Origin of the sequence: Variovorax davisae (assembly GCF_030316845.1) — a bacterium.
Lineage (GTDB): Bacteria > Pseudomonadota > Gammaproteobacteria > Burkholderiales > Burkholderiaceae_C > Variovorax > Variovorax davisae.
This window is the reverse complement of record NZ_JASZYS010000007.1, coordinates 63,326-86,453: the sequence shown is the minus strand read 5'-3', so window position 1 is coordinate 86,453 and position 23,128 is coordinate 63,326. Positions and strand designations below refer to the sequence as shown.

The 23,128-nt window shown below is 68.3% G+C and carries 23 protein-coding genes; 10 read left to right on the top strand and 13 right to left on the bottom strand.

What is annotated here, in order from left to right; translation table 11 throughout:
- Position 1 precedes the first annotated feature (1 nt).
- The 3 genes from QTI33_RS17355 to pncB are packed head-to-tail and all read right to left on the bottom strand — an operon-like array spanning position 2 to position 3,635.
- Entirely contained in the window at positions 2–988 is a 987-nt protein-coding gene (locus QTI33_RS17355) for a 2-hydroxyacid dehydrogenase (protein WP_286507399.1), read from the bottom strand.
- A gap of 2 nt (positions 989–990) precedes the next feature.
- Positions 991–2,421, bottom strand: a complete 1,431-nt coding sequence (locus QTI33_RS17350; protein ID WP_444814852.1) for a sodium:proton antiporter — start codon at positions 2,419–2,421, stop codon at positions 991–993.
- Positions 2,418–3,635, bottom strand: a complete 1,218-nt coding sequence (gene pncB / locus QTI33_RS17345) for a nicotinate phosphoribosyltransferase (RefSeq protein WP_286507398.1) — start codon at positions 3,633–3,635, stop codon at positions 2,418–2,420. Before pncB ends, QTI33_RS17350 begins: the two co-directional genes overlap by 4 nt.
- A gap of 187 nt (positions 3,636–3,822) precedes the next feature.
- Here pncB and QTI33_RS17340 point away from each other — a divergent pair, with 187 nt between their 5' ends.
- Together QTI33_RS17340 and QTI33_RS17335 are read left to right on the top strand one after the other, a co-directional pair.
- A complete protein-coding gene (locus QTI33_RS17340) occupies positions 3,823–4,056 on the top strand; it encodes a CsbD family protein (protein ID WP_286507397.1) in 234 nt (77 codons plus the stop codon).
- 36 nt (positions 4,057–4,092) lie between these two features.
- A complete protein-coding gene (locus tag QTI33_RS17335) occupies positions 4,093–4,494 on the top strand; it encodes a hypothetical protein (RefSeq protein WP_286507396.1) in 402 nt (133 codons plus the stop codon).
- A gap of 68 nt (positions 4,495–4,562) precedes the next feature.
- Here QTI33_RS17335 and QTI33_RS17330 read toward each other — a convergent pair whose 3' ends face one another.
- Complete coding sequence (locus QTI33_RS17330) at positions 4,563–5,000, bottom strand: acyl-CoA thioesterase (protein ID WP_286507394.1); 438 nt, start codon at positions 4,998–5,000, stop codon at positions 4,563–4,565.
- 217 nt (positions 5,001–5,217) lie between these two features.
- On the opposite strand from QTI33_RS17330, the gene QTI33_RS17325 reads away from it, so the two are divergent.
- Together QTI33_RS17325 and QTI33_RS17320 are read left to right on the top strand one after the other, a co-directional pair.
- Complete coding sequence (locus QTI33_RS17325; protein WP_286507393.1) at positions 5,218–5,775, top strand: phasin family protein; 558 nt, start codon at positions 5,218–5,220, stop codon at positions 5,773–5,775.
- A gap of 144 nt (positions 5,776–5,919) precedes the next feature.
- On the top strand, positions 5,920–6,678 hold the full coding sequence (locus QTI33_RS17320) for a 3-hydroxyacyl-CoA dehydrogenase (protein WP_286507392.1): 759 nt from the start codon (positions 5,920–5,922) through the stop codon (positions 6,676–6,678).
- On the opposite strand, the gene QTI33_RS17315 is transcribed toward QTI33_RS17320, so the two are convergent.
- Positions 6,626–7,600, bottom strand: coding sequence for a YihY/virulence factor BrkB family protein (locus tag QTI33_RS17315; RefSeq protein WP_286507391.1), 975 nt, complete (start codon positions 7,598–7,600; stop codon positions 6,626–6,628). The two genes, QTI33_RS17320 and QTI33_RS17315, sit on opposite strands and share 53 nt — an antisense overlap.
- 81 nt (positions 7,601–7,681) lie before the next feature.
- Between QTI33_RS17315 and dnaG the strand changes: the two genes are divergently transcribed.
- The 4 genes from dnaG (at position 7,682) to QTI33_RS17295 (ending at position 14,697) form a co-directional block, all read left to right on the top strand.
- Positions 7,682–9,640: a DNA primase gene (gene dnaG, locus QTI33_RS17310; RefSeq protein ID WP_286507390.1), complete on the top strand. Its 1,959-nt coding sequence runs from the start codon at positions 7,682–7,684 to the stop codon at positions 9,638–9,640.
- Positions 9,641–9,932: 292 nt separating this feature from the next.
- Positions 9,933–12,242, top strand: a complete 2,310-nt coding sequence (gene rpoD, locus QTI33_RS17305) for an RNA polymerase sigma factor RpoD (protein WP_286507389.1) — start codon at positions 9,933–9,935, stop codon at positions 12,240–12,242.
- 84 nt (positions 12,243–12,326) lie between these two features.
- Positions 12,327–13,565 carry a multidrug effflux MFS transporter gene (locus tag QTI33_RS17300; RefSeq protein ID WP_286507388.1) on the top strand — a complete coding sequence of 413 codons (1,239 nt, stop codon included), beginning with the start codon at positions 12,327–12,329 and terminating at the stop codon, positions 13,563–13,565.
- A 4-nt stretch (positions 13,566–13,569) separates the two neighbouring features.
- The gene (locus tag QTI33_RS17295) at positions 13,570–14,697 is read left to right on the top strand and encodes an HPP family protein (RefSeq protein WP_286507386.1); all 1,128 of its coding nucleotides are present in this window, start codon (positions 13,570–13,572) and stop codon (positions 14,695–14,697) included.
- On the opposite strand, the gene QTI33_RS17290 is transcribed toward QTI33_RS17295, so the two are convergent.
- The gene (locus QTI33_RS17290; protein ID WP_286507385.1) at positions 14,642–15,601 is read right to left on the bottom strand and encodes a LysR family transcriptional regulator; all 960 of its coding nucleotides are present in this window, start codon (positions 15,599–15,601) and stop codon (positions 14,642–14,644) included. The two genes, QTI33_RS17295 and QTI33_RS17290, sit on opposite strands and share 56 nt — an antisense overlap.
- A gap of 77 nt (positions 15,602–15,678) precedes the next feature.
- Between QTI33_RS17290 and QTI33_RS17285 the strand changes: the two genes are divergently transcribed.
- On the top strand, positions 15,679–16,371 hold the full coding sequence (locus QTI33_RS17285) for a DsbA family protein (protein WP_286507384.1): 693 nt from the start codon (positions 15,679–15,681) through the stop codon (positions 16,369–16,371).
- Positions 16,368–16,985 (top strand): NAD(P)-dependent oxidoreductase, encoded by a 618-nt coding sequence (locus QTI33_RS17280; RefSeq protein WP_286507383.1) that lies wholly within the window; start codon positions 16,368–16,370, stop codon positions 16,983–16,985. Before QTI33_RS17285 ends, QTI33_RS17280 begins: the two co-directional genes overlap by 4 nt.
- Positions 16,986–16,997: 12 nt before the next feature.
- Here the strand turns inward: QTI33_RS17280 and QTI33_RS17275 are convergent, their stop codons facing one another.
- The 7 genes from QTI33_RS17275 to QTI33_RS17245 form a co-directional block, all read right to left on the bottom strand.
- Positions 16,998–17,390, bottom strand: a complete 393-nt coding sequence (locus QTI33_RS17275; RefSeq protein ID WP_286507382.1) for an SRPBCC family protein — start codon at positions 17,388–17,390, stop codon at positions 16,998–17,000.
- A 51-nt stretch (positions 17,391–17,441) separates the two neighbouring features.
- Complete coding sequence (locus QTI33_RS17270) at positions 17,442–18,146, bottom strand: ABC transporter ATP-binding protein (protein WP_286507380.1); 705 nt, start codon at positions 18,144–18,146, stop codon at positions 17,442–17,444.
- Complete coding sequence (locus QTI33_RS17265; RefSeq protein ID WP_286507379.1) at positions 18,139–18,909, bottom strand: ABC transporter ATP-binding protein; 771 nt, start codon at positions 18,907–18,909, stop codon at positions 18,139–18,141. Before QTI33_RS17265 ends, QTI33_RS17270 begins: the two co-directional genes overlap by 8 nt.
- Positions 18,906–19,877 carry a branched-chain amino acid ABC transporter permease gene (locus QTI33_RS17260; protein WP_286507376.1) on the bottom strand — a complete coding sequence of 324 codons (972 nt, stop codon included), beginning with the start codon at positions 19,875–19,877 and terminating at the stop codon, positions 18,906–18,908. Before QTI33_RS17260 ends, QTI33_RS17265 begins: the two co-directional genes overlap by 4 nt.
- Entirely contained in the window at positions 19,877–20,749 is an 873-nt protein-coding gene (locus QTI33_RS17255) for a branched-chain amino acid ABC transporter permease (RefSeq protein WP_286507375.1), read from the bottom strand. Before QTI33_RS17255 ends, QTI33_RS17260 begins: the two co-directional genes overlap by 1 nt.
- A 27-nt stretch (positions 20,750–20,776) precedes the next feature.
- The gene (locus QTI33_RS17250; protein WP_286507373.1) at positions 20,777–21,952 is read right to left on the bottom strand and encodes an ABC transporter substrate-binding protein; all 1,176 of its coding nucleotides are present in this window, start codon (positions 21,950–21,952) and stop codon (positions 20,777–20,779) included.
- Positions 21,953–22,110: 158 nt separating this feature from the next.
- Entirely contained in the window at positions 22,111–23,121 is a 1,011-nt protein-coding gene (locus QTI33_RS17245) for a PDR/VanB family oxidoreductase (protein ID WP_286507372.1), read from the bottom strand.
- Positions 23,122–23,128: the final 7 nt, after the last annotated feature.

Sequence of the window (23,128 nt, the reverse complement as noted above, 5' to 3'; positions counted from 1 at the left end):
CTCAGCGCGCCCCCAGCACTGCGGGGTTCAGCGGCGTCACCGGCTTGCCGTCGACCAGGAAGCCGATCAGGTTATCGACCGCGAGATCGGCCATGGCCAGGCGGGTCGGCACGGTGGCGCTCGCGATGTGGGGCGTCAGCACGACGTTGGGCACGGTCAGCAGGTCGGGGTGCACCCGGGGTTCGCCCTCGAAGACGTCGAGGCCGGCGGCGGCGATGCGGCCTTCGCGCAGCGCGACGGCCAGCGCGGCGTCGTCGACGATGCCGCCGCGCGCGATGTTGACCAGGGTCGCGGTCGGCTTCATCAGTGCCAGTTCGGCGGCGCCGATGGTGTGGTGGGACGCCTGCGTGTAGGGCACCACCAGCACGACGTGGTCGGCGGTCTTGAGGAGCTCTTCCTTGCTCACGTAGCGGGCCTTGCATTCGGCTTCCAGGGCCGGGGCGAGCCGCGAGCGGTTGTGGTAGATCACCTTCATGCCGAAGCCGAGCGCTCCGCGCCGGGCGATGCCCTGCCCGATGCGGCCCATGCCGATGATGCCGAGCGTGGCGCCATGGATGTCGGACCCCGAGAACATGTCGTAGCGCCACTTCTTCCACTGGCCCGCGCGCAGGAAATGCTCGCTCTCGGCGATGCGCCGCGCCGTCGCCATCAGCAGCGCGAAGCCGAAGTCGGCCGTGGTCTCGGTCAGCACGTCCGGCGCGTTGGTGCCCAGCACGCCGCGCGCGGTCATGGCGTCGAGGTCGAAATTGTTGTAGCCCACGGCCATGTTGGCGCAGATCTTCAGGTCGGGACAGGCCGCGAGCAGCGCGGCGTCGATGCGCTCGCTGCCGGTGGTGAAGACGCCCTGCTTGCCCTGCAGCTTCTCGATCAGCTGGGCCGGGCTCCAGTCGTCGTCGGCCTGGTTGGCCTCGACGTCGAAGTGGGCCTGGAGCCGGGCGATGGTCTCGGGGAAGATCGAACGGGCGACGAGGACTTTGGCTTGGGTCATGGTCAGCGGAAGAAGATGAGGGTGGTGAAAATGAACAGCGGCAGCAGGATCGCGCCCGACCACAGCATGTAGCCGAAGAAGCTGGGCATGCGCACGCCGCGGCTTTCTGCGATGGCCTTGACCATCAGGTTGGGCGCGTTGCCGATGTAGGTGTTGGCGCCCATGAACACGGCACCGGCCGAGATCGCCGCCAGTGTCGTCGCATAGGTGGTCATCAGCGCCTGCGGGTCGCCGCCCGCGGTGTTGAAGAACACCAGGTAGGTCGGCGCATTGTCCAGGAAAGAGCTCAGGATGCCGGTGGCCCAGAAGTACATCGCCGGATCGGGCTGGCCGTCGGGCCGGGTGACGGCCGAGACGATGGCGCCGAACGGGCCATGGAGGCCGGCCTTGAGCATCGCGATCACCGGCACGATGGTCAGGAAGATGCCTGCGAACAGCTTGGCCACCTCGGCCATCGGACCCCAGCCGAACTGGTTGTCGGCATGGACCTGGGCGGCGGTGATCTTGAGCGACAGCAGCGTGAGCGCCACCAGCCCGACGTCGCGCACCAGGCCCGGCAGGCCGACCTGCGTGCCGTGGATCTCGAAGCCGAGCGGCGACTTCCACAGCCCGCTCAGCAGCACCAGCAAGAGCACGCCGCCCAGCAGCCAGAAGTTGACGGCGCCGTCGAAGCCGATGCCGCCGGTGTCGGGCGTCGGGTCGAAGGGCGTGACGCCTTCGTGGCGGAAGTACCAGCGGTCGAGCGCATAAAACAGGGCGAGCAGCGCGCCGACCACGAACAGCGTGTCGGGAAAGATGTTCTTCGCGGTCCAGAAGAAATCGACACCCTTGAGGAAGCCGAGGAACAGCGGCGGATCGCCCAGCGGGGTCAGCGAGCCGCCGACGTTCGAGACGATGAAGATGAAGAACACGACCACGTGCACCTTGTGCCGGCGGTCGTCGTTGGCGCGGATCAGCGGCCGGATCAGCAGCATCGAGGCGCCGGTGGTGCCCATCAGGCTCGCGAGCACCGCGCCGATCGCGAGGATCGCGGTGTTCAGGCCGGCCGAGCCGCGCAGGTTGCCGCGGATGTGGATGCCGCCGGCGATCGCGAACAGGGCCGCCAGCAGGATGATGAACGGGATGTACTCGGCCACCAGCGCATGGACCAGTTGGGCCCCGGCCTGCGGGGCGCCGTAGGTCAGCCCGAAGGGCAGCAGGAAGGCCAGCGACCAGGCCGCCGACACCTTGCCGTAATGGTGGTGCCAGAACGAGGGCGCCAGCAGCGGCAGCAGCGCGATCGACAACAGGATGCCGGCGAAGGGCAGGCCCCACAGCGGCGACAGGCTGCCGCCGTCGAACTCGGCGGCGGCCGCCAGCGCCGGGAAAGCCATGCTCGACGCGCCGGCCACCCCGAGGCGCAGCCGGCGGCCGGAGCGCGGCGGCACCCTCATGCGGCGGGCTGCTCGATCTCGAAGACCTGCCGCAGGTAGGCCAGGTAGCGTTCGTCCTCGCACATGTTCTTGGACGGCGTGTCCGACAGCTTGGCCACCGGCTGGTCGTTGCAGCGGATCATCTTGATGACGATCTGCAGCGGCTCGTAGCCGAGGTCGTTGGTGAGGTTGGTGCCGATGCCGAAAGCCAGCTGGCAGCGGCCGCGGAACTGCTGGTAGAGCTCGATGGTCTTGGGCACCGTGAGGCCGTCGCTGAAGATCAGCGTCTTGGTCAGGGGGTCGACCCTGCTGGCGAGGTAGTGGGCCAGCATCCGCTCGCCCCACTGGAAGGGGTCGCCGCTGTCGTGGCGGGCGCCGTCGAAGAGCTTGCAGAAATAGAGGTCGAAGTCGCGCAGGAAGGCGCTCATGCCGTAGACGTCCGACAGCGCGATGCCGAGGTCGCCGCGGTATTCGCGGGCCCACGATTCGAAGCCGAAGACCTGGCTGTCGCGCAGCCGGGGGCCGAGCGCCTGGCAGGCCTGCAGGTATTCGTGCGCCATGGTGCCGAGCGGAATCAGGCCGAGCTTCATGGCATACAGCACGTTGCTGGTGCCGGCCAGCTGCGGCAGCTTCGACATCGCGTGCAGCGGCGCCGGCGCCGTGACCGCGCCGAGCCGGCTCACCAGCGTGCGCAGCACCTCTTCGTGCCAGTCCTTGGAGAAGCGCCGGCGGGTGCCGTAGTCGGCGATCTTGAGGTCGGCCAGGCGGTCGTCCTGGAGCTGGGCGATCTTGGTCTCGAGCCGGCGCCGGCCCTCGGCCAGATCGGGCTGGGGCTGGGTGTTGCGGAAGTACACCTCGTTGACGATCGCCAGCACCGGGATCTCGAACAGGATGGTGTGCAGCCACGGCCCCTTGATGCTGATCTCGAGTTCGCCCGAGGGCTGGGGAACGATGTCGATGTACTTCTCGTTGAGCCGGAACAGCCCGAGGAAGTCGACGAAGTCGCTCTTGATGAAGCGCATCGAGCGCAGGTAGCTCAGCTCGGGTTCGCGGAACTGCAGCGAGCAGAGATGCCGCACCTCCTCCCGGATCTGGACGGCGAAGCGCGCCAGGTCGATGCCGGGGTTGCGGCACTTGAACCGGTACTCCACCCGCGCACCCGGAAAGTGATGCAGGACCACCTGCATCATCGTGAACTTGTAGAGGTCGGTATCGAGCAGGCTGTGAATGATCATGGTGCGGCGCGCTGGTGTCCGGATTTCGCTGTGCGTTCGATTATCACGGGCGGCGTCGGCATGTGCCTACGGCCCCTTCCCCGGGCGTCCTACCAGAGCGGCGACAGCCGCACGCGACAGTGTCTCCACGCCGACCAGCAAGCGCTCCGGTCGGCGGGCAACCATCTGAAGCTGAAGGAGATACGTCATGAACAAGGACACCGTCGAAGGCAACTGGAAGCAGTTCAAGGGCAAGATCAAGGAGCAATGGGGCAAGCTGACGGACGACGATTTCGACGTCATCGCCGGCAAGCGCGACCAGTTGCTCGGTCGCATCCAGGAACGCCACGGCATCAGCCGGGACGAAGCCGAAAAGCAGGTCGCCGACTGGGAAAGCCGCGATGGCCGCACCCCCGCCGCGATCTGGATGGAACGCGTCTGACGTCCCACCCCCTCATCACAACTCTGGAGAATCCAAATGAAGAAACATCTGCTCATGCTCGCGATCGCGTCCACCTGCTTCGTCGCCGGCCAGGCCAGCGCGCTGACCCAGGACGAATACAAGGTCGCCAAGGAAAAGATCGAGGCCGACTACAAGGTCGCCAAGGCTCAGTGCGACACCTTGAAGGACAACGCCAAGGACGTCTGCGACAAGGAAGCCAAGGGCCGTGAAAACGTCGCCAAGGCTGAACTCGAACAGCAGTACAAGCCGAGCCCCGCCCACGCCCGCAATGTGGCGGAAGAAAAGGTCAAGGCCAACTACGAAGTCGCCAAGGAAAAGTGCGACGACCTGAAGAGCGATGCCAAGAGCGCCTGCGAGAAGCAGGCCAAGGCCGACGAAGCCAAGGGCAAGGCCGACATCAAGGCCATGAAGATGTAACTCGCCTTCGGGCGGGCTGATTCCCCGTAGCCCTCGACCCCCTGCCGGAAGCCCTGGCAGGGGGTTTCCTATTTGAGCTCGTCGATCACGGCCTGCAAGGCGGCCGGCAGCTTGACCGGCCGCTGGGTTTCCCGGTCGACGTACACATGGACGAAATGCCCTTGCGCCGCGGCCGTCTCCGCCCCCTGGGCGAACAAGGCGATCTCGTAGCGCACGCTGGAACTGCCGGCATGCGCCACCCGGATGCCGGCCTCCACGGTCTGCGGGAAGGCCAGCGGGGCGAAATAGTTGCACTGGGTCTCCACCACGAAGCCGATCGTGGTGCCCTGGTGGATGTCGAGCGCACCGCGCTCGATCAGCAGCGAATTCACCGCCGTGTCGAACCAGGCGTAATAGACGACGTTGTTGACGTGGCCGTACATGTCGTTGTCGGCCCAGCGCGTGGGGATGCTGCGAAAGCAGCGGTAGCCGCTGCGGGCGTGGGGGGTCGGTCGAACAGCGCTCATGGCGCGGCATTCTGCCAGCGCGCAGCGCGATGTGAACGCATTCGGAACATTCTCGTGGACCGGTTTTAGAAAGCACGTTCTAAATTGCTGCAGCGCAATAAAAACCCCTTGTCCAGAACGCGTGGCTGCCTATACTTGGGGCCATGCTGCACCGCAACATGAGTGAAGGGGCAGCTCAAGCGTGAATCAACATTTTCAATTCAACTGGAGCACCACCATGGCCCTCACCGCCGACCAAATCATCTCTTCGCAAAAAGCCAGCCTCGAAACCCTGTTCGGCCTGACCACCAAGGCTTTCGAAGGCGTCGAAAAGCTGGTCGAACTCAATGTGACCGCTTCGAAGGCCGCCCTGACCGAAGCCGCCGGCACCAGCCAGGCCCTGCTGAGCGTCAAGGATGCGCAAGAGCTGCTGACGCTGCAAGCCAGCCTGTTCCAGCCCCTGGCCGAGAAGACCGCTGCCTACAGCCGTCACCTGTACGACATCGCCCAAGGCACCAGCGCCGAATTCACCAAGGCGTTCGAAGTCAAGGCCGCTGAAGCCCAGCAAGCCTTCGTCGGCCTGGTCGACAGCGCCGCCAAGAACGCACCGGCCGGCTCGGAAACCGCCGTCGCCGTCATGAAGAGCGCCGTGGCTGCCGCCAACAACGCCTTCGAATCGGTGCAAAAGGCTGTCAAGCAAGCCTCCGACGTCGCCGAAGCCAACTTCCAGGCCGTGCAGACCACCGCCGTGAACGCTGCCAAGAGCACCGCCCAGACCGCCACGCGCAAGCGCTAAGCCATCCAGGCCCGCTGCGAGCGGGCCGACGATTGTCTCCTTGGGTCCTTCGGGATCCAATTCAGGGCCCCGTCCTCGGACGGGGCCTTTTTTTATGGCCGATCGGGTCTTCGATAATGGCCGCCACACCATTTGGAGATCGGCATGCAAATCAACGGCAAGGTTTTTATCGTGACGGGCGGCGCTTCGGGCCTGGGCGAAGGCACGGCGCGGATGCTGGCGGCGAACGGCGGCAAGGTGGTCGTGGCCGACATGCAGGCCGACAAGGGCGAAGCGGTGGCCAAGGACATCGGCGGCGTCTTCGTCCGCTGCGACGTCAGCCAGGAAGCCGACGGCCAGGCCGTGGTGGCGGCTGCGCTGCAGCTCGGCAAGCTGGTCGGCCTGGTCAACTGCGCCGGCATCGCGCCGGCCGAGAAGACCGTGGGCAAGAATGGCCCGCACGCGCTGACGGTTTTCAGCAAGACCGTCACGGTCAACCTGATCGGCAGCTTCAACATGATCCGTCTCGCGGCCGATGCGATGGGCAAGAACGAACCCGAGGCCACCGGCGAGCGCGGCGTGCTGATCTCGACCGCCTCGGTCGCGGCCTACGACGGCCAGATCGGCCAGGCCGCCTACAGCGCCTCGAAGGGCGGCGTGGTCGGCATGACCTTGCCGATCGCGCGCGACCTGGCGCGCAGCGGCATCCGCAACATGACGATCGCCCCCGGCATCTTCGGCACGCCGATGCTGTTCGGCATGCCGCAGGAGGTGCAGGACGCCCTGGCCGCCAGCGTGCCCTTCCCCTCGCGCCTGGGCACCCCCGAGGACTACGCCAAGCTGGCGAAGCACATCATCGAGAACGACATGCTCAACGGCGAGGTGATCCGGCTCGACGGCGCGATCCGGCTGGCGCCCCGCTGACCGGCTCGACGCCGCCGAGGGCCCCGTCGGCGGCCTCGTCCGGCTTGAGGCTGCCGGTGCGCTCCAGGCGCTCGAACTGCGCGATCACCTGGGCGCCGAACAGCACCAGGGTGGCGGCGATCTCCAGGCTCAGCAGCACCACGATCGCGGTGGTGAGCGAGCCGTAGACGACGTTCACCTGCGACAGGGTGGCGAAATAGAACACCAGCAGGCGGCGCGTGACCTCCCACAGCAAGGCGGCGGTCACGCCGCCGATCAAGGCATGCCGAAGGCGCAGCCGGCCGACCGGCATCACCAGGTAGAGCGAGGTCAGCATGAAGATCTCGCCGCCCAGCCCGAGCAGGTAGAGCAGCACGCCCGACACGCCCGACAGCGACCAGCTGTAGCCGAGCAGTTCGACGCTTTCCTCGCCGATCACCTGCAGCGCCCCCGTCACCAGCGTCACCAGCATCAGGCCGACGCACAGGCACAGGATGTAGATGTAGGGCATCACCACCGAGATCAGGAAGTGTCGCGAATGCTCGGCCTTGCGGTGGTGGAAGATCACCGCCATCGCGCCCTCGAGCACCGTGAAGGCCAGCGAACTGAAGAAGATCATCGTCACCAGCAGCACCGGGCCGAGCACCTCCGCATGGGTGAGGAAGTTCGACAGCTCGCCGACGATCGCCTGCGACTGGCCGGGCAGCAGCCACGCCAGGTAGCGTCCCACCGCACTCAGCAGCGCCGCCTGGTCGATGAAATGCGACAGCGCGATGACGCTGACGATCAGGAGCGGCACGATCGACAGCAGCGCGTAATAGGCCACCGCGCCGGCGAGCAGCAGGCCCTGGTTGGCCTTGAAACTCTTGAGCGCCTGCCAGATGAAACGCAGCGGGTGGCGCAGCACGGGGCCGACCTGGTGGGTGAGGGAACGGCGGATCATTCGGTGCTTTCGGGCCATCGGCGGTTCGGAGGCCCGGCGCGGGCCTGGCGGCTTGCGTATCATTTGGAGTTCCGAGCCTACATGACCATCCCCGCTTCTTTCATCCAGGAACTGATCGCACGCGCGGACGTGGTGGAAATCGTCGGACGCTATGTCCAGCTCAAGAAGGCCGGCGCCAATTTCATGGGCCTGTGCCCCTTCCACGGCGAGAAATCCCCTTCCTTCTCGGTCAGCCCGACCAAGCAGTTCTATCACTGCTTCGGCTGCGGCGTGCACGGCAACGCGATCGGCTTCCTGATGGAGCATGCCGGCATGGGCTTCGTCGAGGCGGTGCACGACCTGGCCGGCCAGTACGGCCTGCAGGTGCCCGAGGACGACGCCTCGCCCGAGGAGCGCGCCCGCGCCGCCGGCCAGCGGCAGAAGCAGGCCACCCTGTCCGAGGTGCTCGAGAAGGCCGGCGAGGCCTACCGCAAGCAGCTGCGCCAGTCGCCCGGTGCGATCGACTACCTCAAGGGCCGCGGCGTCTCGGGCGAGGTCGCCAAGCAGTTCGGCATCGGCTACGCCCCGGCCGGGTGGCGCTCGCTGGCCAGCGTCTTCCCGGACTACGACGACCCGCTGCTGGCCGAGAGCGGCCTGGTGATCGCCGGCGAGGCCGAGGAAGGCGGCGACGCCAAGCGCTACGACCGCTTCCGCGACCGCGTGATGTTCCCGATCCGCAACGTCAAGGGCGAATGCATCGGCTTCGGCGGCCGGGTGCTGGGCGACGAAAAGCCCAAGTACCTGAACTCGCCCGAGACCCCCGTGTTCAGCAAGGGGCGCGAGCTCTACGGGCTCTACGAGGCCCGGGCGGCCTTCCGCGACCGCGGCTACGCGCTCGTCACCGAGGGCTACATGGACGTCGTGGCGCTGGCGCAGCTGGGCTTTCCGAACGCGGTCGCGACCCTCGGCACCGCCTGCACCCCCGAGCACGTGCAGAAGCTGTTCCGCTTCACCGAATCGGTGGTGTTCAGCTTCGACGGCGATGCCGCCGGCCGGCGCGCCGCGCGCAAGGCGCTCGACGGTGCCCTGAGCTACGCCACCGATGTGCGCAGCATCAAGTTCCTGTTCCTGCCCGCCGAGCACGACCCCGACAGCTTCATCCGCGAGTTCGGCGCCGACGCCTTCGCGCGTTTCGTGGCCGAGGCCACGCCCCTCAGCCGTTTCCTGATCGAGGCGGCCCGCGAGGGCTGCGAGCTGTCGAGCGCCGAGGGCCGCGCCCACATGGCCAGCAATGCACGGCCGCTGTGGAGCGCGCTGCCCGAAGGCGCGCTCAAGCGCCAGCTGCTGGCCGAGATCGCGGCCTTGGCGCAGCTCGGCACCCAGGAACTGGGCGAGCTCTGGGCGCCGGCGGCGCCGCGCCCCAGCGCCCCGGCGCCGTCCCGGGCCAGCGCGCCTGCGGCCGCCGACATGACCGAGGAGGACTGGGCCAGCCGCGACCAGTGGTTCGACGAACAGTCGCGCGGCGGCACGGAGAAAAAGCGCTTCAAGTCCTTCCGCCAGCCGCCGCCGCCCCGCCCGCCCCCGGGCGGGCGCCGGCTGCCGACCAGCCGGGCCGACGTGGCGGCGCGGCTGGTGCTGTCGAATCCGGCCGAATGGGAGGCGCTGTCGCACGAGCTGCACGCCCTGCTCTGCGACCTGCCCGGCGAACACGGCCAGTTGTTCGCCTGGCTCGACAGCCAGGGGCACGAACACGGGATCCAGCCCTGGGCGGCGCTACGCGAGGGCCTGCGCGGCCTGGCGTTCGAAGCGCTGGCGGTGCGGGTCATGACCGGGCCGGACGGCGGCCCGATCGGCGACGCCGAGGGCGAGCAGGCGGCCGATGCGGCCCGCGAGCTGCGCAACGTGCTCGACTACATGCTGGACGACCTGCTCAAGGCCCAGCAAAGCGAGGCGATCGCGGCCGTCGGCAGCGATCCCCGGGCGCTGGAACGCTACAAGGCGCTCGAAGCGCGCCGGCTGGAGTTGCGAAATCGCCTCAGGCCAAGCACAAACAGCGCTTGAAAAACCGGCAGCGCGCTATAATGTAAGGCTTAGCCAGACGCCAGCCAGCGTCTGGTCACAAGGCAAGAGCGACAGCAGCACCTCCGGGCCGACCCCAAGCGCAATGCACTTCCCGACGGGAAAAGGGTCAATACACCGCAAGGACTGCACACCAAATGTTCGCCCGACATCTTGCCTTTTGACGGCTGCCGGGGGGCTCGCGTCCCCCCAGCCTCAGTGTTTGTGCTCCTGCCTGCGCCGGGTTTCGAGGCGCGTGTGATTCCGCTTGGTCCATCTTGTTGTACGAGGTCGTATGCCCAGTTCAAAGAAGCCTGCCGTGTCCGCTGCCAAGAAGCCCGCTGCAGAAAAACCGTCGAAGACCGCCGCGCTGCAGGCAACCAAGACGGGTGCCGTCGCCTCCAAGGCGTCAGCAGCTACGAAAGTGAAAACCGTGCCCACCAAAACGACTCTCTCCGCCGATCCCACCATTGAAAAGCCCGCCGCCAAGAAGGTGGGCCGTCCGCCCAAGGCCGCCGGCACCTCCACCGGCGCCAAGCGCGGCCGCAAGCCGAAGGCCGGCAACGAATCGGCGGGCAGCGACATCGACCTGTCGGACATCGAAGACGATCTGGCCGGCGAGGAACCGGCGGCGACCACGACCGAAGAAAAGGTCAAGCCGCTGCGCATGAAGATCAGCAAGGCCAAGGAACGCGCCTTGATGAAGGAATTCGGCCTCGACGAGACCGTCCTGTCCGAAGAAGACCTGGCCAAGCGCCGTTCGCGCCTGAAGACCCTGATCACGCTGGGCAAGACCCGCGGCTACCTGACACACGGCGAAATCTCCGACCACCTGCCCGACAAGCTGGTCGACGCCGAGACCATGGAAGTCGTGGTCACGATGCTCAACGACATGGGCGTGGCCGTCTACGAGCAGACCCCCGACGCCGAAACCCTGCTGCTGAACAACACCGCCCCGACCGCCACCACCGTCGAGGAAGCCGAAGAAGAGGCCGAAGCCGCCCTGTCGACCGTCGACAGCGAATTCGGCCGCACCACCGACCCGGTGCGCATGTACATGCGCGAGATGGGCACGGTCGAACTGCTCACGCGCGAAGGCGAAATCGAGATCGCCAAGCGCATCGAAGGCGGCCTGATGGCGATGATGGAGGCCATCTCGGCTTCGCCTGCCACGATCGCCGAGATCCTGCGCCTGGGCCAGGAAATCCGTGACGGCAAGGTCGTGATCTCGACCATCGTCGACGGCTTCTCGAACCCCAACGAGGCCGACGACTACGTGGCCGAGGAAGACTTCGACGAGTTCGACGAGGAAGACGACGACGATGGCAAGGGCGGCTCCAAGGCGCTGACCAAGAAGCTCGAGGAACTCAAGCGCGACGCGCTCGAGCGCTTCGACCGCATCGCCGTGCTGTTCGAGAAGGTCCACAAGATCTACGACAAGGAAGGCTACGGCACGCCGGCCTACGAGAAGGCGCAGCACGCCCTGTCGGAAGAGCTGATGACCATCCGCTTCACCGCCCGCACGATCGAGAAGCTGTGCGACCTGGTGCGCACCCAGGTCGACGACGTCCGCAAGAAGGAGCGCGAGCTGCGCCGCATCATCGTCGACAAGTGCGGCTTCCCGCAGGAAGAGTTCATCCGCGACTTCAGCGGCTACGACAAGAACGGCAACCGCGTCGCCTCCAACCTGCTCAACCTCAAGTGGGTCGAGAAGCAGGCCGCCGCCGGCAAGCCCTGGAGCGCCGTGCTGGCGCGCAACATCCCGCCGGTGCAGGAACTGCAGCAGCGCCTGACCGACATCCAGTCGCGCGTGGTGGTGCCGCTGACGCAGCTCAAGGACATCAACAAGCGCATGAACGAAGGCGAATCGTCTTCGCGCGATGCCAAGAAGGAAATGATCGAGGCCAACCTGCGCCTCGTGATCTCGATCGCCAAGAAGTACACCAACCGCGGCCTGCAGTTCCTGGACCTGATCCAGGAAGGCAACATCGGCCTGATGAAGGCGGTCGACAAGTTCGAATACCGCCGCGGCTACAAGTTTTCGACCTATGCCACGTGGTGGATCCGCCAGGCGATCACCCGCTCGATCGCCGACCAGGCGCGCACCATCCGCATCCCGGTGCACATGATCGAGACCATCAACAAGATGAACCGCATCAGCCGCCAGCATCTGCAGGAGTTCGGCTTCGAGCCCGACGCCAGCATCCTGGCCGCCAAGATGGAGATCCCGGAAGACAAGATCCGCAAGATCATGAAGATCGCCAAGGAGCCGATCTCCATGGAAACCCCCATTGGCGACGACGACGATTCGCACCTGGGCGACTTCATCGAGGACAGCAGCAACACGGCCCCGATCGAGGCCGCGATGCAGGCCGGCCTGCGCGACGTGGTCAAGGACATCCTCGACAGCCTGACGCCGCGCGAAGCCAAGGTGCTGCGCATGCGCTTCGGCATCGAGATGTCGACCGACCACACGCTGGAAGAAGTGGGCAAGCAGTTCGACGTGACGCGCGAGCGTATCCGCCAGATCGAGGCCAAGGCGCTGCGCAAGCTCAAGCACCCGAGCCGCTCCGACAAGCTGCGCAGCTTTATTGATACCCTGTAGGCTCGCTGCAAGCCGAACAAGGAAGGCGCCCTCGGGCGCCCTTCTTTTTTCAAGAACACCGAGAACCGAACGGAGACGCCATCCATGAACCCCGAAGCCGACAAACTCTGGCGCGCGCCGCGCTGGGCGCTGGCCGTGCTGCTGGCGGTGCTCGGCATGCTGGGTCCGTTCTCGATCGACACCTACATCCCGGCCTTCTCGGGCATCGCGCGATCGATCGGTGCCACCCCCGCCGAGATGCAGCAGACGCTCTCGGCCTACCTGTTCGGCTTCGCCTTCATGAACCTGTTCCACGGCGCGCTGTCGGACAGCTTCGGGCGCCGGCCGGTGGTGCTGTGGGGCCTGGCGGTGTTCACCCTCGCCTCGCTGGGCTGCGCCCTGTCGCAGACCATCGGGCAGCTGGTGCTGTTCCGCGCCCTGCAGGGCCTGTCGACCGGCGCCGGCATCGTGGTCTCGCGGGCCGTGATCCGCGACATGTTCCCGCCGGCCGAGGCGCAGAAGGTGATGGCGCAGGTGACGATCTACTTCGGCATCGCGCCGGCGATCGCGCCGATCGTCGGCGGCTTCCTGTTCGTACACCTGGGCTGGCACAGCATCTTCTGGTTCCTGGTCGGCGTCGGCGTGGTGCTGTGGGTCGCCAACTTCAAGCTGCTGCCCGAGACGCTGCACCGGGACCATCGCCAGCCCTTCGAGGTGCGCCACCTCATGCGCGGCTACTGGGACCTCTGCTCCGACCCGCGCTTCCTGCTGCTGGCGCTGGCCAGCGGCGTGCCGTTCAACGGCATGTTCCTCTACGTGCTGGCCGCGCCCGCCTTCCTCGGCGACCACCTGGCGCTGGCGCCGACCCAGTTCTTCTGGTTCTTCCTGCTGACCATCGGCGGCATCATGGCCGGCGCCTGGGCCAGCGGCCGGATGGCCGGCAAGGTGGCGCCCAAGCGGCAGATCCGCGACGGCTTCGTGATCATGCTCGCGACCTCGGTGGTCAACGTGATCGCCAACACGCTCTTCACGCCGCACGCGGCCTGGGCGCTGTGGCCGCTGGCGGTGTTCGCCTTCGGCTGGGCGCTGATGGTGCCGGTCGTGACCCTGCTGGTGCTCGACCTGCACCCGGAGCGCCGCGGCATGGCCTCGTCGCTGCAGGCCGTCATCGGCTCGACCGCCAACGGCATCGTCGCCGGCGTGGTCGCGCCGCTGGTCATGCACTCCACGCTGGCGCTGGCCGCCACCTCGCTGCTGATGCTGAGCGTCGGCCTGGTGGCCTGGGTCTGGCTGCATGGGCGCTGGCCCGAGATCGGTCGCCGGGTTGCCGGCGAGGCGGCCTGAAGCGATGCGCTCGTTCGACCTGCGAAGCTTCGCCCGCGCCTGGCTGCCCGGGCCCACCGTCGTCGACGGGCGCGAACGGCTGCGCGCCGTCGCGGGAGCCGCGATCGGCCTGTTGTTCACCGGTCTGGCCTGCGAGTGGCTGGCCGGCGGCAGCGGCTGGCTGATCGCGCCGCTCGGCGCCAGCGCGGTGCTGGTGTTCGCCTTGCCGGCCAGCCCGCTGGCGCAGCCCTGGCCGGTGATCGGCGGCAACACGCTTGCGGCCCTGGTCGGCGTCGCCTGCGCCCATTGGCTGCCCGACGCCGTCTGGGTCGGCGCGCTGGCCACCGCCCTGGCCATCGGCCTGATGTTCGCCATGCGCTGCCTGCATCCGCCGGGCGGCGCGGTGGCGCTGCTGGCCGTCCTGACCCACACCAGCGAGCTGCCGTTCGCCTTTCTCCCGGTGTTCGCCGACTCGCTGCTGCTGGTGCTGGCCGGCGTGGTCTACAACAGCCTGACGGGCCGCCGCTATCCGCACCTGCAATTGGCGCCGCCGCGCCCCCCCGGCGCCGATGCGGGCGCCAGTTCGGCCGACATCGACGCCGTGCTGGCGCGCTACAACCAGGTCCTGGACATCAGCCGCGACGACCTCGAATCGCTGATCCGCCAGACCGAGATGGAAGCCTGGCACCGCCGGCTCGGCACGGTGCGCTGCGCCGACATCATGTCGCGCGACCCGGTGGTGGCCGAGTTCGGCATGCCCCTGCAAGACGCCTGGACCCTGATGCACGAGCGCCGCATCAAGGCGCTGCCGGTGACCGACCGGACCCGCCGGGTGGTCGGCATCGTGACCCAGGCCGACTTCTTCCGCCAGATCGACCTGGAGCACCACGAAGGCATCGGCGGCCGGCTGCGCCACTTCATCCGCGCGACCCGCAGCGTGGTGTCGAACAAGCCCGAGGTGGTGGGCCAGATCATGACGCGCCAAGTGCGCGTGGCCAGCGAGGACCGGCCGCTGGCCGAACTGGTGCCGTTGTTCTCCGAGGGCGGCCACCACCACATCCCGATCATCGACGCCGAGCGCCGCCTGACCGGGATGGTCACGCAGTCGGATTTCGTGCGCGCGCTCTACCGCGCGGTCGGGCCGGAGCACTGAGCGCGCCGGGCGGCCAGTGGGCCGGGTCGGCGAAGCGCGCCGCCAGGAAGTCGAGCAGCGCCCGCAGCGACGCCGGCATCTGGCGCCGCGACGCGTAGACACCGTACACCCCCAGGCCCTGGGGCACGAACTCCGGCAGCAGCGCCACCAGCCGGCCCTGGGCGATCGGCCCGCGGGCCGAGTAGGCCGGCTGCATCGCGATGCCGGCGCCCTCGATGGCCGCCGCCAGCAGCACCTGCGATTCGTTGGCGCTCAGGTTGCCGCTGACCGGCACCGCGATGCGCTCGGCGCCCTGCTCGAACTGCCACAGGCTCTTGCCGAAGTAGGAATAGGTCAGGCAGTTGTGCAGTGCCAGGTCCTGCACGCCGGCCGGCTCGCCGTGGGCCGCCAGGTAGGCCGGCGAGGCGCAGACCACCGAGTCGCAGTGGCCCAGCGGCCGGGCGATCAGGTTCGGATCGAGTTCGTTGGTGATCCGGATCGCGAGGTCGATGCGCTCTTCGACCAGGTTCACCGGCCGGGCGTCGATGTGCAGGTCGATCGCCGCCTGGGGATGGCGGCGCAGGTAGTCGGCCACCGCCGAGGCGAGCACGTCCTGGGCCAGCGACTGGGCGCAGGCGACCCGCAGCAGGCCGCGCGGTTCGTCCGCGCAGGCGCTGGCGGCGTTCGCCATCTCGGCCGCGACCTCGAGCATGCGGCGGCAGCGCGCCAGCGTCTCTTCGCCGGCCTCGGTGAGGCTGAGGCGCCGGGTGGTGCGATGCAGCAGCCGGGCACCGGCCCACTGCTCCATCTGCGCCAGGTATCGCGTCACCATGGCGCGCGACATGTCGAGCGCCTCGGCGGCCGCGGTCATGCTGCCGCGCTCGGCGATGCGGACGAAGACTTCGGCGGCGGCGATGCGGTCCATATTCGATCGAATCAAGCAACAAACAATTGCATGCTACGCGGTTTTTCGATCGGATCAAGAAACATACGATACGGGGCATGACGGCAACGAACCCCCTCCCCCGGCGCGCGACGCTGCACTACGTCTTCGACCCGCTGTGCGGCTGGTGCTACGCCGCAGCACCCTTGATCGAGGCCGCGCGCAGCGTGCCGGCGCTGGCGATCGAATGCCATGGCGGCGGCATGCTGACCGGCAGCAACCGGCGACCGATCACGCCCGCATGGCGCGACTACGTGATGCCGCACGACCGCCGTATCGCCGAACTCAGCGGACAGCCCTTCGGCGCTGCCTACTTCGATGGCCTGCTGAAGGACAGCGGCGCCATGCTGGACTCCGCACCGCCGCTGACGGCGATCCTGGTGGCCGAGGCCGGGGCGGGCCGGGGGCTGGACATGCTCCTCCGCCTCCAGCGCGCCCACTACGTCGAGGGGCAGCGCATCGCCGACCCGGCGGTGCTGCGCACGCTGGCGGCGGACCTCGGTCTCGACGCCGCCGCCTTCTCCGACCACTTCGACGTCATGGCCGGCGAACCAACCCAGCGCCATATCGACGAGAGCCGCCGCTGGTTGGCACGGATCGGCGGACAAGGCTTTCCGACCCTGGCGCTGGCAGCCCCCGATGGACGGCTGACGCCACTGGACGCCGGCCGTTTCCTCGGTCGCGCCGAGGCCTGGACCACGCAGCTCGAAGCCCTTCTCTCCCAAACCCTCCCACCCAAGGAACACCCATGAGCAAGATCGCCCTTCTCGGAATCACCGGCCGCGCCGGCTCCCGCATCGCCGACGAACTGCTGGCGCGCGGCCACCGCGTGACCGGCATCGCCCGCCATGTCGACGGCGTCGAAGCCCGCCCCGGGCTCAGCCTCCAGGCCGCCGACGCGAAGGCGCTCGACGCCCTGGTGCCGCTGCTGCGCGGCCATGACGTGCTCGTCAGCGCGACCCGGTTCGCTGGCGGCACCGACGCCGCGACCCTGATCGCCGCCGCCCGGCAGGCCGGCGTGCCGCGCCTGCTGGTGGTCGGCGGCGCCGGCAGCCTCGAGGTCGCGCCGGGCGCGGCGCTGATCGACGCGCCCGGCTTCCCCGACGCCTACAAGGCCGAGGCTTCCGCCGGCGGCACGCTGCTGGCCGCGCTGCGGGCGGAGAAGGATCTGGACTGGACCTTCTTGTCGCCCTCGGCGATCTTCGAGCCCGGCCAGCGCACCGGCAAGTTCCGCGTAGGGGGCGACGGCCTGCTGAGCGACGCCGGCGGCAAGAGCTGGATCTCGATGGAGGACTACGCGATCGCGATGGTCGACGAGATCGAGTCGCCGAAGCACCCGCGCCAGCGCTTCACGGTCGGCTACTGATCCCCGCGACGCTCAAGCCTCGAGCGTCTTCTTCATGGCCTGCATCCCGGCCGCGATCATGCCGGTGATCGGCTGCGCCATCTCGTTCGGCAACAGATCGGCGATCCAGACCAGGCGGCTGTGCCCCGCGTCCTCGGCGAACACCTGCAGCGAGGCGTTGTGGTGCGTGAGGCGGCCGCCGCTGGCCGACCAGACGGCACGGCGCGCAGCGTCGTCGAGGTCGACGATGACCTCGCGCGCCACCATGCCATTGCCGAAGGTCACGATGCGGGCGTCGCCGTCGAGCTTGCAGTCGGTGACGAAACCCGGCACCAGCCGGCGGTGGATCTCGCCGACGTCGCGGACCGCGTCCCAGATCTTCTCGGCCGGGGCCGCAACCTGGATTTCCTGTCGAATCGATGCCATGGTCCGGCCCTTTCAGCGGAAACGAGGGCCGTGAGTTTAGGCCGCTGCGCGCTAGCGGCCAACCCCGAGCAGGCGCTCCAGCACCTCGGGCTGGGCCCGCAGGCTGGCCGCGTGGTCGGCATGCACCACGGTGCCGTGGTCGAGCACCACCGCCTCGTCGGAGATCGCGAGGATCGCCTGCGGATGCTGCTCGACGATGATCGCCGCCAGGCCCTCGTCGCGGGTGATGCGGCGGATCGCGCGCAGCAGCTCTTCGACGATGATCGGCGCCAGCCCTTCGAGCGGCTCGTCGAGCAGCAGCAGGGTCGGGTTCAGCACCAGCGCGCGGCCGACCGCCAGCATCTGCTGCTCGCCGCCCGACAGCTGCGTGCCCAGGTTGCCCTTGCGCTCGGCCAGCCGCGGGAACATCTCGTAGACCCGCTGCGGATTCCAGCGGCCCGGCCGCTCCACCGCCGTCAGGTTCTCGTGCACCGTCAGCGACTTGAAGATGTTGCGCTCCTGCGGCACCCAGCCGATGCCGGCCGCCGCCCGCAGGTGCGGCGCCAGCTTGTGCAGCGCCGCGCCGCCCAGCGTGATGCTGCCGCCGTGCTGGCGCGTGGCGCCGGCCAGCGTGTTGATCAGCGTGGTCTTGCCGGTGCCGTTGCGGCCCAGCAGCGCCAGCGTCTGGCCCTCGCCGAGCGCAAGCCCGACGTCGTGCAGCACCACGGCCTCGCCGTAGCCGGCGCTCAGGTTCTCGATGCGCAAGAGCTCAGACATGCTCGGCTCCATGGCCCAGGTAGACCTCTTTCACCTTCGGGTCGTTGGCGATCGTGTCCGGATCGCCTTCGGTCAGCAGCGTGCCGTTGACCAGCACGGTCATGCGGTCGGCGAAGCTGAAGACCAGGTCCATGTCGTGCTCGATCAGCAGCACCGAGACATCGGCCGGCAAGGCCGCCACGGTCTCGAGCAATTCCTCGCGTTCGCCGGCCGGCACGCCCGCCACCGGCTCGTCGAGCAGCAGCACGCGCGGCTCGCAGGCCAGCGCGATCGCGATCTCCAGCAGCCGGCGCTTGCCGTAGGCCAGATGGCGGGTCTGCTGCCCGGCGACGTCGGCCAGGCGGAACTGCTCGAGCAGTTGCCCGGCCCGCTCGGCCACCGCCGTCGAAGAACCGAGCGGGCGCCACCACTGCGCGCCCACACCGCCGTGCTGCGAGACCACCAGCGCCAGCGTCTCCAGCGGCGTCATCGAGTCGAACAGCTGGTTGATCTGGAAGGTGCGCACCATGCCGCGCGCCACCCGCTTGTGCGGAGCGAGGCGCGTGATGTCCTCGCCTTCGAGCACGATGCGGCCCTCGGTGGGCGTGAGCACGCCGGTCAGCAGGTTGATCAGGGTCGTCTTGCCGGCGCCGTTGGGGCCGATCAGGGCATGGCGGGCACCGCGCCGCAGGTTCAGCGAGACATTGTTGGTGGCCGTGATGCCGCCGAAGCGCATCACCAGCCCGGTGGCCGAGAGCACGATGTCGTTCGCGATGGCGCTCATGGCTTCACCGCCTTGCCCGCACCGAACCAGGTCCACGGCTTGAGCAGCCGGTCGCGCCCCACCAGCACCAGCAGCACCAGGATCAGGCCGATCCAGAACATCCAGTACTGCGGCGTGACGGTCGACAGCGCGTCCTGCAGCAGCTTGAAGACGATCGCGCCGGCCACCCCGCCATAGAGCCAGCCGACCCCGCCGATGACCAGCATCAGCACCACGTCGGCCGAGCGGTCGAAGGCCAGCACGTCGAGCGAGGCGAAGCCGGTGGTCTGGGCCAGCAGCGCGCCCGCGGCGCCCGCCACGGCCGCCGCCACGGTGTAGATCACGGCCAGCCGCGACACCACCGGGATGCCGATCGCCATCGCCCGCAGCCGGTTGTCGCGGATCGCCTTGAGCGTGGCGCCGAAGGGCGAATGCACCAGCCGACGCATCAGCAGGAACAGGAGCAGCAGCACCGACAGCGAATACCAGGCGGCGGTGCGGCCGAACAGGTCGAAGTCGAAGACGCCCAGCACCGGCCCCATCACCACGCCCTGCAGCCCGTCGGCGCCGCCGGTGAGCCAGTCGAGCTTGTTGGCCAGCTCGAGCAGCAGCAGCGCGGTGCCGAGAGTGACCATCAGCCGCGTCAGGTCGCTGCCGCGCAGGATGGTGACGCTGGCCACGGCGCCGAGCAGCGCCGACAGCGCGATGGCCACCAGCAGGCCGATCGTCGGATCGGGCATCACGTGCTTGGCGAACAGGGCCGCGGTGTAGGCGCCGAAGCCGAAGAAGGCCGCGTGGCCCAGCGACACGATGCCGGTGTAGCCGAGGATCAGGTCAAGAGACATCGCGAACAGCGCGACGATGGCGATCTCGTTGATCATCAGCGCATGAGAGGGCACCAGCAGCGGCAGCGCGAAGACCACCACCCACAGCGCGTATTCCCACGGGCGCCAGCGCGCCTTCTGCAACAGGGGCTGACGAAAATCCATCACTTGCCCCCCTTGCGCGTGAACAGCCCCTGCGGGCGCCACATCAGGATCAGGATCATCAGCAGGTAGACCGTGAAGGCGCCCATCTTCGGGATGAAGTACTTGCCCGCCACGTCGGCGACGCCGAGCAGCAGCGCGGCCAGCAGCGGCCCGGTAATCGACGAGGTGCCGCCGACCGAGACCACGATGAGGAAATAGATCATGTACTTGAGCGGGAAGGTCGGATCGAGCCCGAGGATCTCGGCGCCCAGCGCACCGCCCAGCCCCGCCAGCCCCGAGCCCACCGCGAAGGTCAGCAGGAACACCACGTTGACGTTGATGCCCAGCCCGGCCGCCACCCGCGGGTCGTCGACCGCCGCGCGCAGCCGGCTGCCGAAGCGGGTCTTCGAGAGGATCAGCTGCAGCACCACGGTGAGCAAGGTGCAGACCGCGATGATGAAGATGCGGTAGTGGCCCATGCCCAGCAGCAGGGCGCCGTCGCCGAGCTCGGTGCGCCCGCGCAGCCATTCGGGCAGGTGGATGTTCTGCTGCGAGGAGCCGACGAAGTAGTCGACCGCCGCCACCGCCATGAAGGCCAGCCCGATCGAGAACAGCACCTGGTCCAGGTGCGACTTGCCGTACATCGGCCGGTAGAGCGTGCGCTCCAGCAGCGCCCCCGCCGCACCCACCACCAGGAAGGCCAGCGGCAGGCACAGCAGGAAGGGCACGCCCAGCTTCTGCATCGCGAACACCGTGAGATAGCCGCCGGCCATCGCGAAGGCGCCGTGCGCGAGGTTGATGAAATTCATCAGACCCAGCGTCACGGCCAGGCCGACCGCGAGCACGAACAGCAGCATGCCGTAAGCAATGCCGTCAAAGAGAATGGTCAACATGCGGCTGTCCGGAATCCTTCGCCTGGCTTACTTGGACTTGCCCGGGTCCTTGACGGACTTGATGACGTCGAACTCGATGTTGTAGAGCTGGCCGTCCTTCTTCTCGACCTTGCGCAGGTAGATGTCCTGCGTGATGTCGCGGGTCTGGGCGTCGATCAGCACCGGGCCGCGCGGGCTCTCGAAGACCTGGCCCTTCATCGCGGCCAGCAGCGCGTCGCCGCCGCCCTGGCCCTTGGTGGTCTTGAGCGCCTCGTAGATGATGCGCATGCCGTCATAGCCGCCGACGGCCATGAAGTTCGGCCGCATGTTCTTGTTGGCGGCCTGGAAGTCGGTCACGAACTTCTTGTTCATCGCCGAAGGGTGGGCGGTCGAGTAGTGGTGCGAGGTGACCACGCCGAGCGCGCCGTCGCCCATGTCGTTGAGCTGGTCGTCGTCGGTCACGTCGCCGGTGCCGATCATCTTGATGCCGGCCTTGTCCATGCCGCGCTCCAGGAACTGCTTCATCACCGCCGCGCCGGCGCCCGAAGGCACGAAGACGAACAGCGCGTCGGGCTTGGCATCGCGCACCTTCTGCAGGAAGGGAGCGAAGTCGGGGTTGCGCAGCGGCACCCGCAGCTTCTCGATCACCTTGCCGCCGTTGAGCTCGAAGCGCTCGGCGAAGAACTTCTCGGCGTCGTTGCCCGGACCGTAGTCGGCCACCAGCGTGACCACCGACTTGATGCCGTTCTTGGGGGCCCAGTCGCCCATCGCGACCGCGGCCTGCGGCAGCGTGAAGCTGGAGCGCACGATGTAGGGCGAGGCCTGGGTGATGCTCGAGGTGGCGGCGGCCATCACGATCTCGGGCGTCTTCGACTGGGTCGCGATCGGCGCCACGGCGAGCGCCAGCGGCGTCAGGCCGAAGCCGGCCAGCACGTTGACCTTGTCGTTCACCACCATCTCCTGCGCGATGCGCTTGGTGACGTCGGGCAGGCCGGTGTCGTCCTTGACGATCAGCTGGACCTTCTTGCCGGCGACCGTGTCGCCATGCTGGGCCATGTAGAGCTTGGCGGCGGCTTCGATCTGGCGGCCGGTCGAGGCCGACTGGCCGGTCATCGGCAGGATCATCCCGATCTTGAAGGTGTTGTCCTGTGCCTGGGCGGCCAGCGGCAAGGCCAGCGCGATGGCGGTCAGGCTGGCGGCCTGGACGAGATGGCGACGAAGCATGGGAACTCTCCTTTTTCAGTGGAAGCGTGACGGGGCATATTGTGACCAGATGCAAGCAGGCCGGGGCGCCGGCAAATCCCTAGGCCTCGAGCCCGGGCTGCGAATACTGCGCGATCAGCAAAACGGCTGCGCGATGATCGCGCAAAGCGTTCGGGCTCTCAGGGGTTGTCGGGGCGCCAGGCGGAGTCCAGCGTGATGGTGCCGACCGCGCGCGAGACGCAGGCGCAGATGCGGCGCCCGGCGGCCTTCTCGTGTTCGCCCAGGAACACGTCGCGGTGGTCGATCTCGCCGTCGATGGCCAGCACGTCCATCGCGCACAGGCCGCACTCGCCGCGGCGGCAGTCCCACAGCGTCTGGACGCCGGCGCCCTCGAGCGCTTCGAGCAGCGTGCTGCCGGCCGGCACGGTGATGGCGAGGCCGTGGCGCGGAATCCGCACCTCGAAAGCCTGCGTCGGAAGCCGGCCGCTGCTGCCGAAGGTCTCGAAGCGCAGGTCGGCCGGCGGCCGGCCCGCGGCGGCCCAGGCCCGCTTGACCGCTTCGAGCATCGGCACCGGGCCGCAGGTGTAGAGCTGGCCGCCGGCGGGCAGCGCGGCGATCTCGGCGGCGAAGTCGATCGGCGCCGCGCCGGTGTGGGCCTGCACGCTGGCGCCCGGGTGCGGCGCCAGCGCCTCGCGCAGCTCGGGCAGGTAGGCCAGCTCGGCCTCGCTGCGCGCGCCGTAGAGCATGCGCACCGGGACGCCGCCGCGCCCGGCCAGCGCCGCCAGCCGCTGCGCCATGTAGACCAGCGGCGTGATGCCGATCCCGCCCGCCACCAGCAGGTAGCCGGGCGCCGTCAGGTCGAGGCCGAAGTGGCTCTGCGGTTCGCTCACCAGCAGCCGGTCGCCGACGCCCAGCCGCCACATCGCGAGCGAGCCGCCGCGGCCGTCGTCGAGGCGCTTGACCGCGATCCGCCAGCTGCGGCCGTCGGGCGCGCCGACCACCGAGTAGGAGCGGTTCTGCATGCGCCCTGCCCCGGGCGCGCCGACCAGCACCTGCACCTGCAGGTGGGCGCCGGGCTCGTGGCCGGCGACCTCGCCCGACTCGGGCGTGATCTCGAATTCGCGCACGGTGGGACTGCGGTCGTTGATGGCGCTGATGCGCGCCGGCATCCAGTGGATATCGCTTTTCATCGTCTGG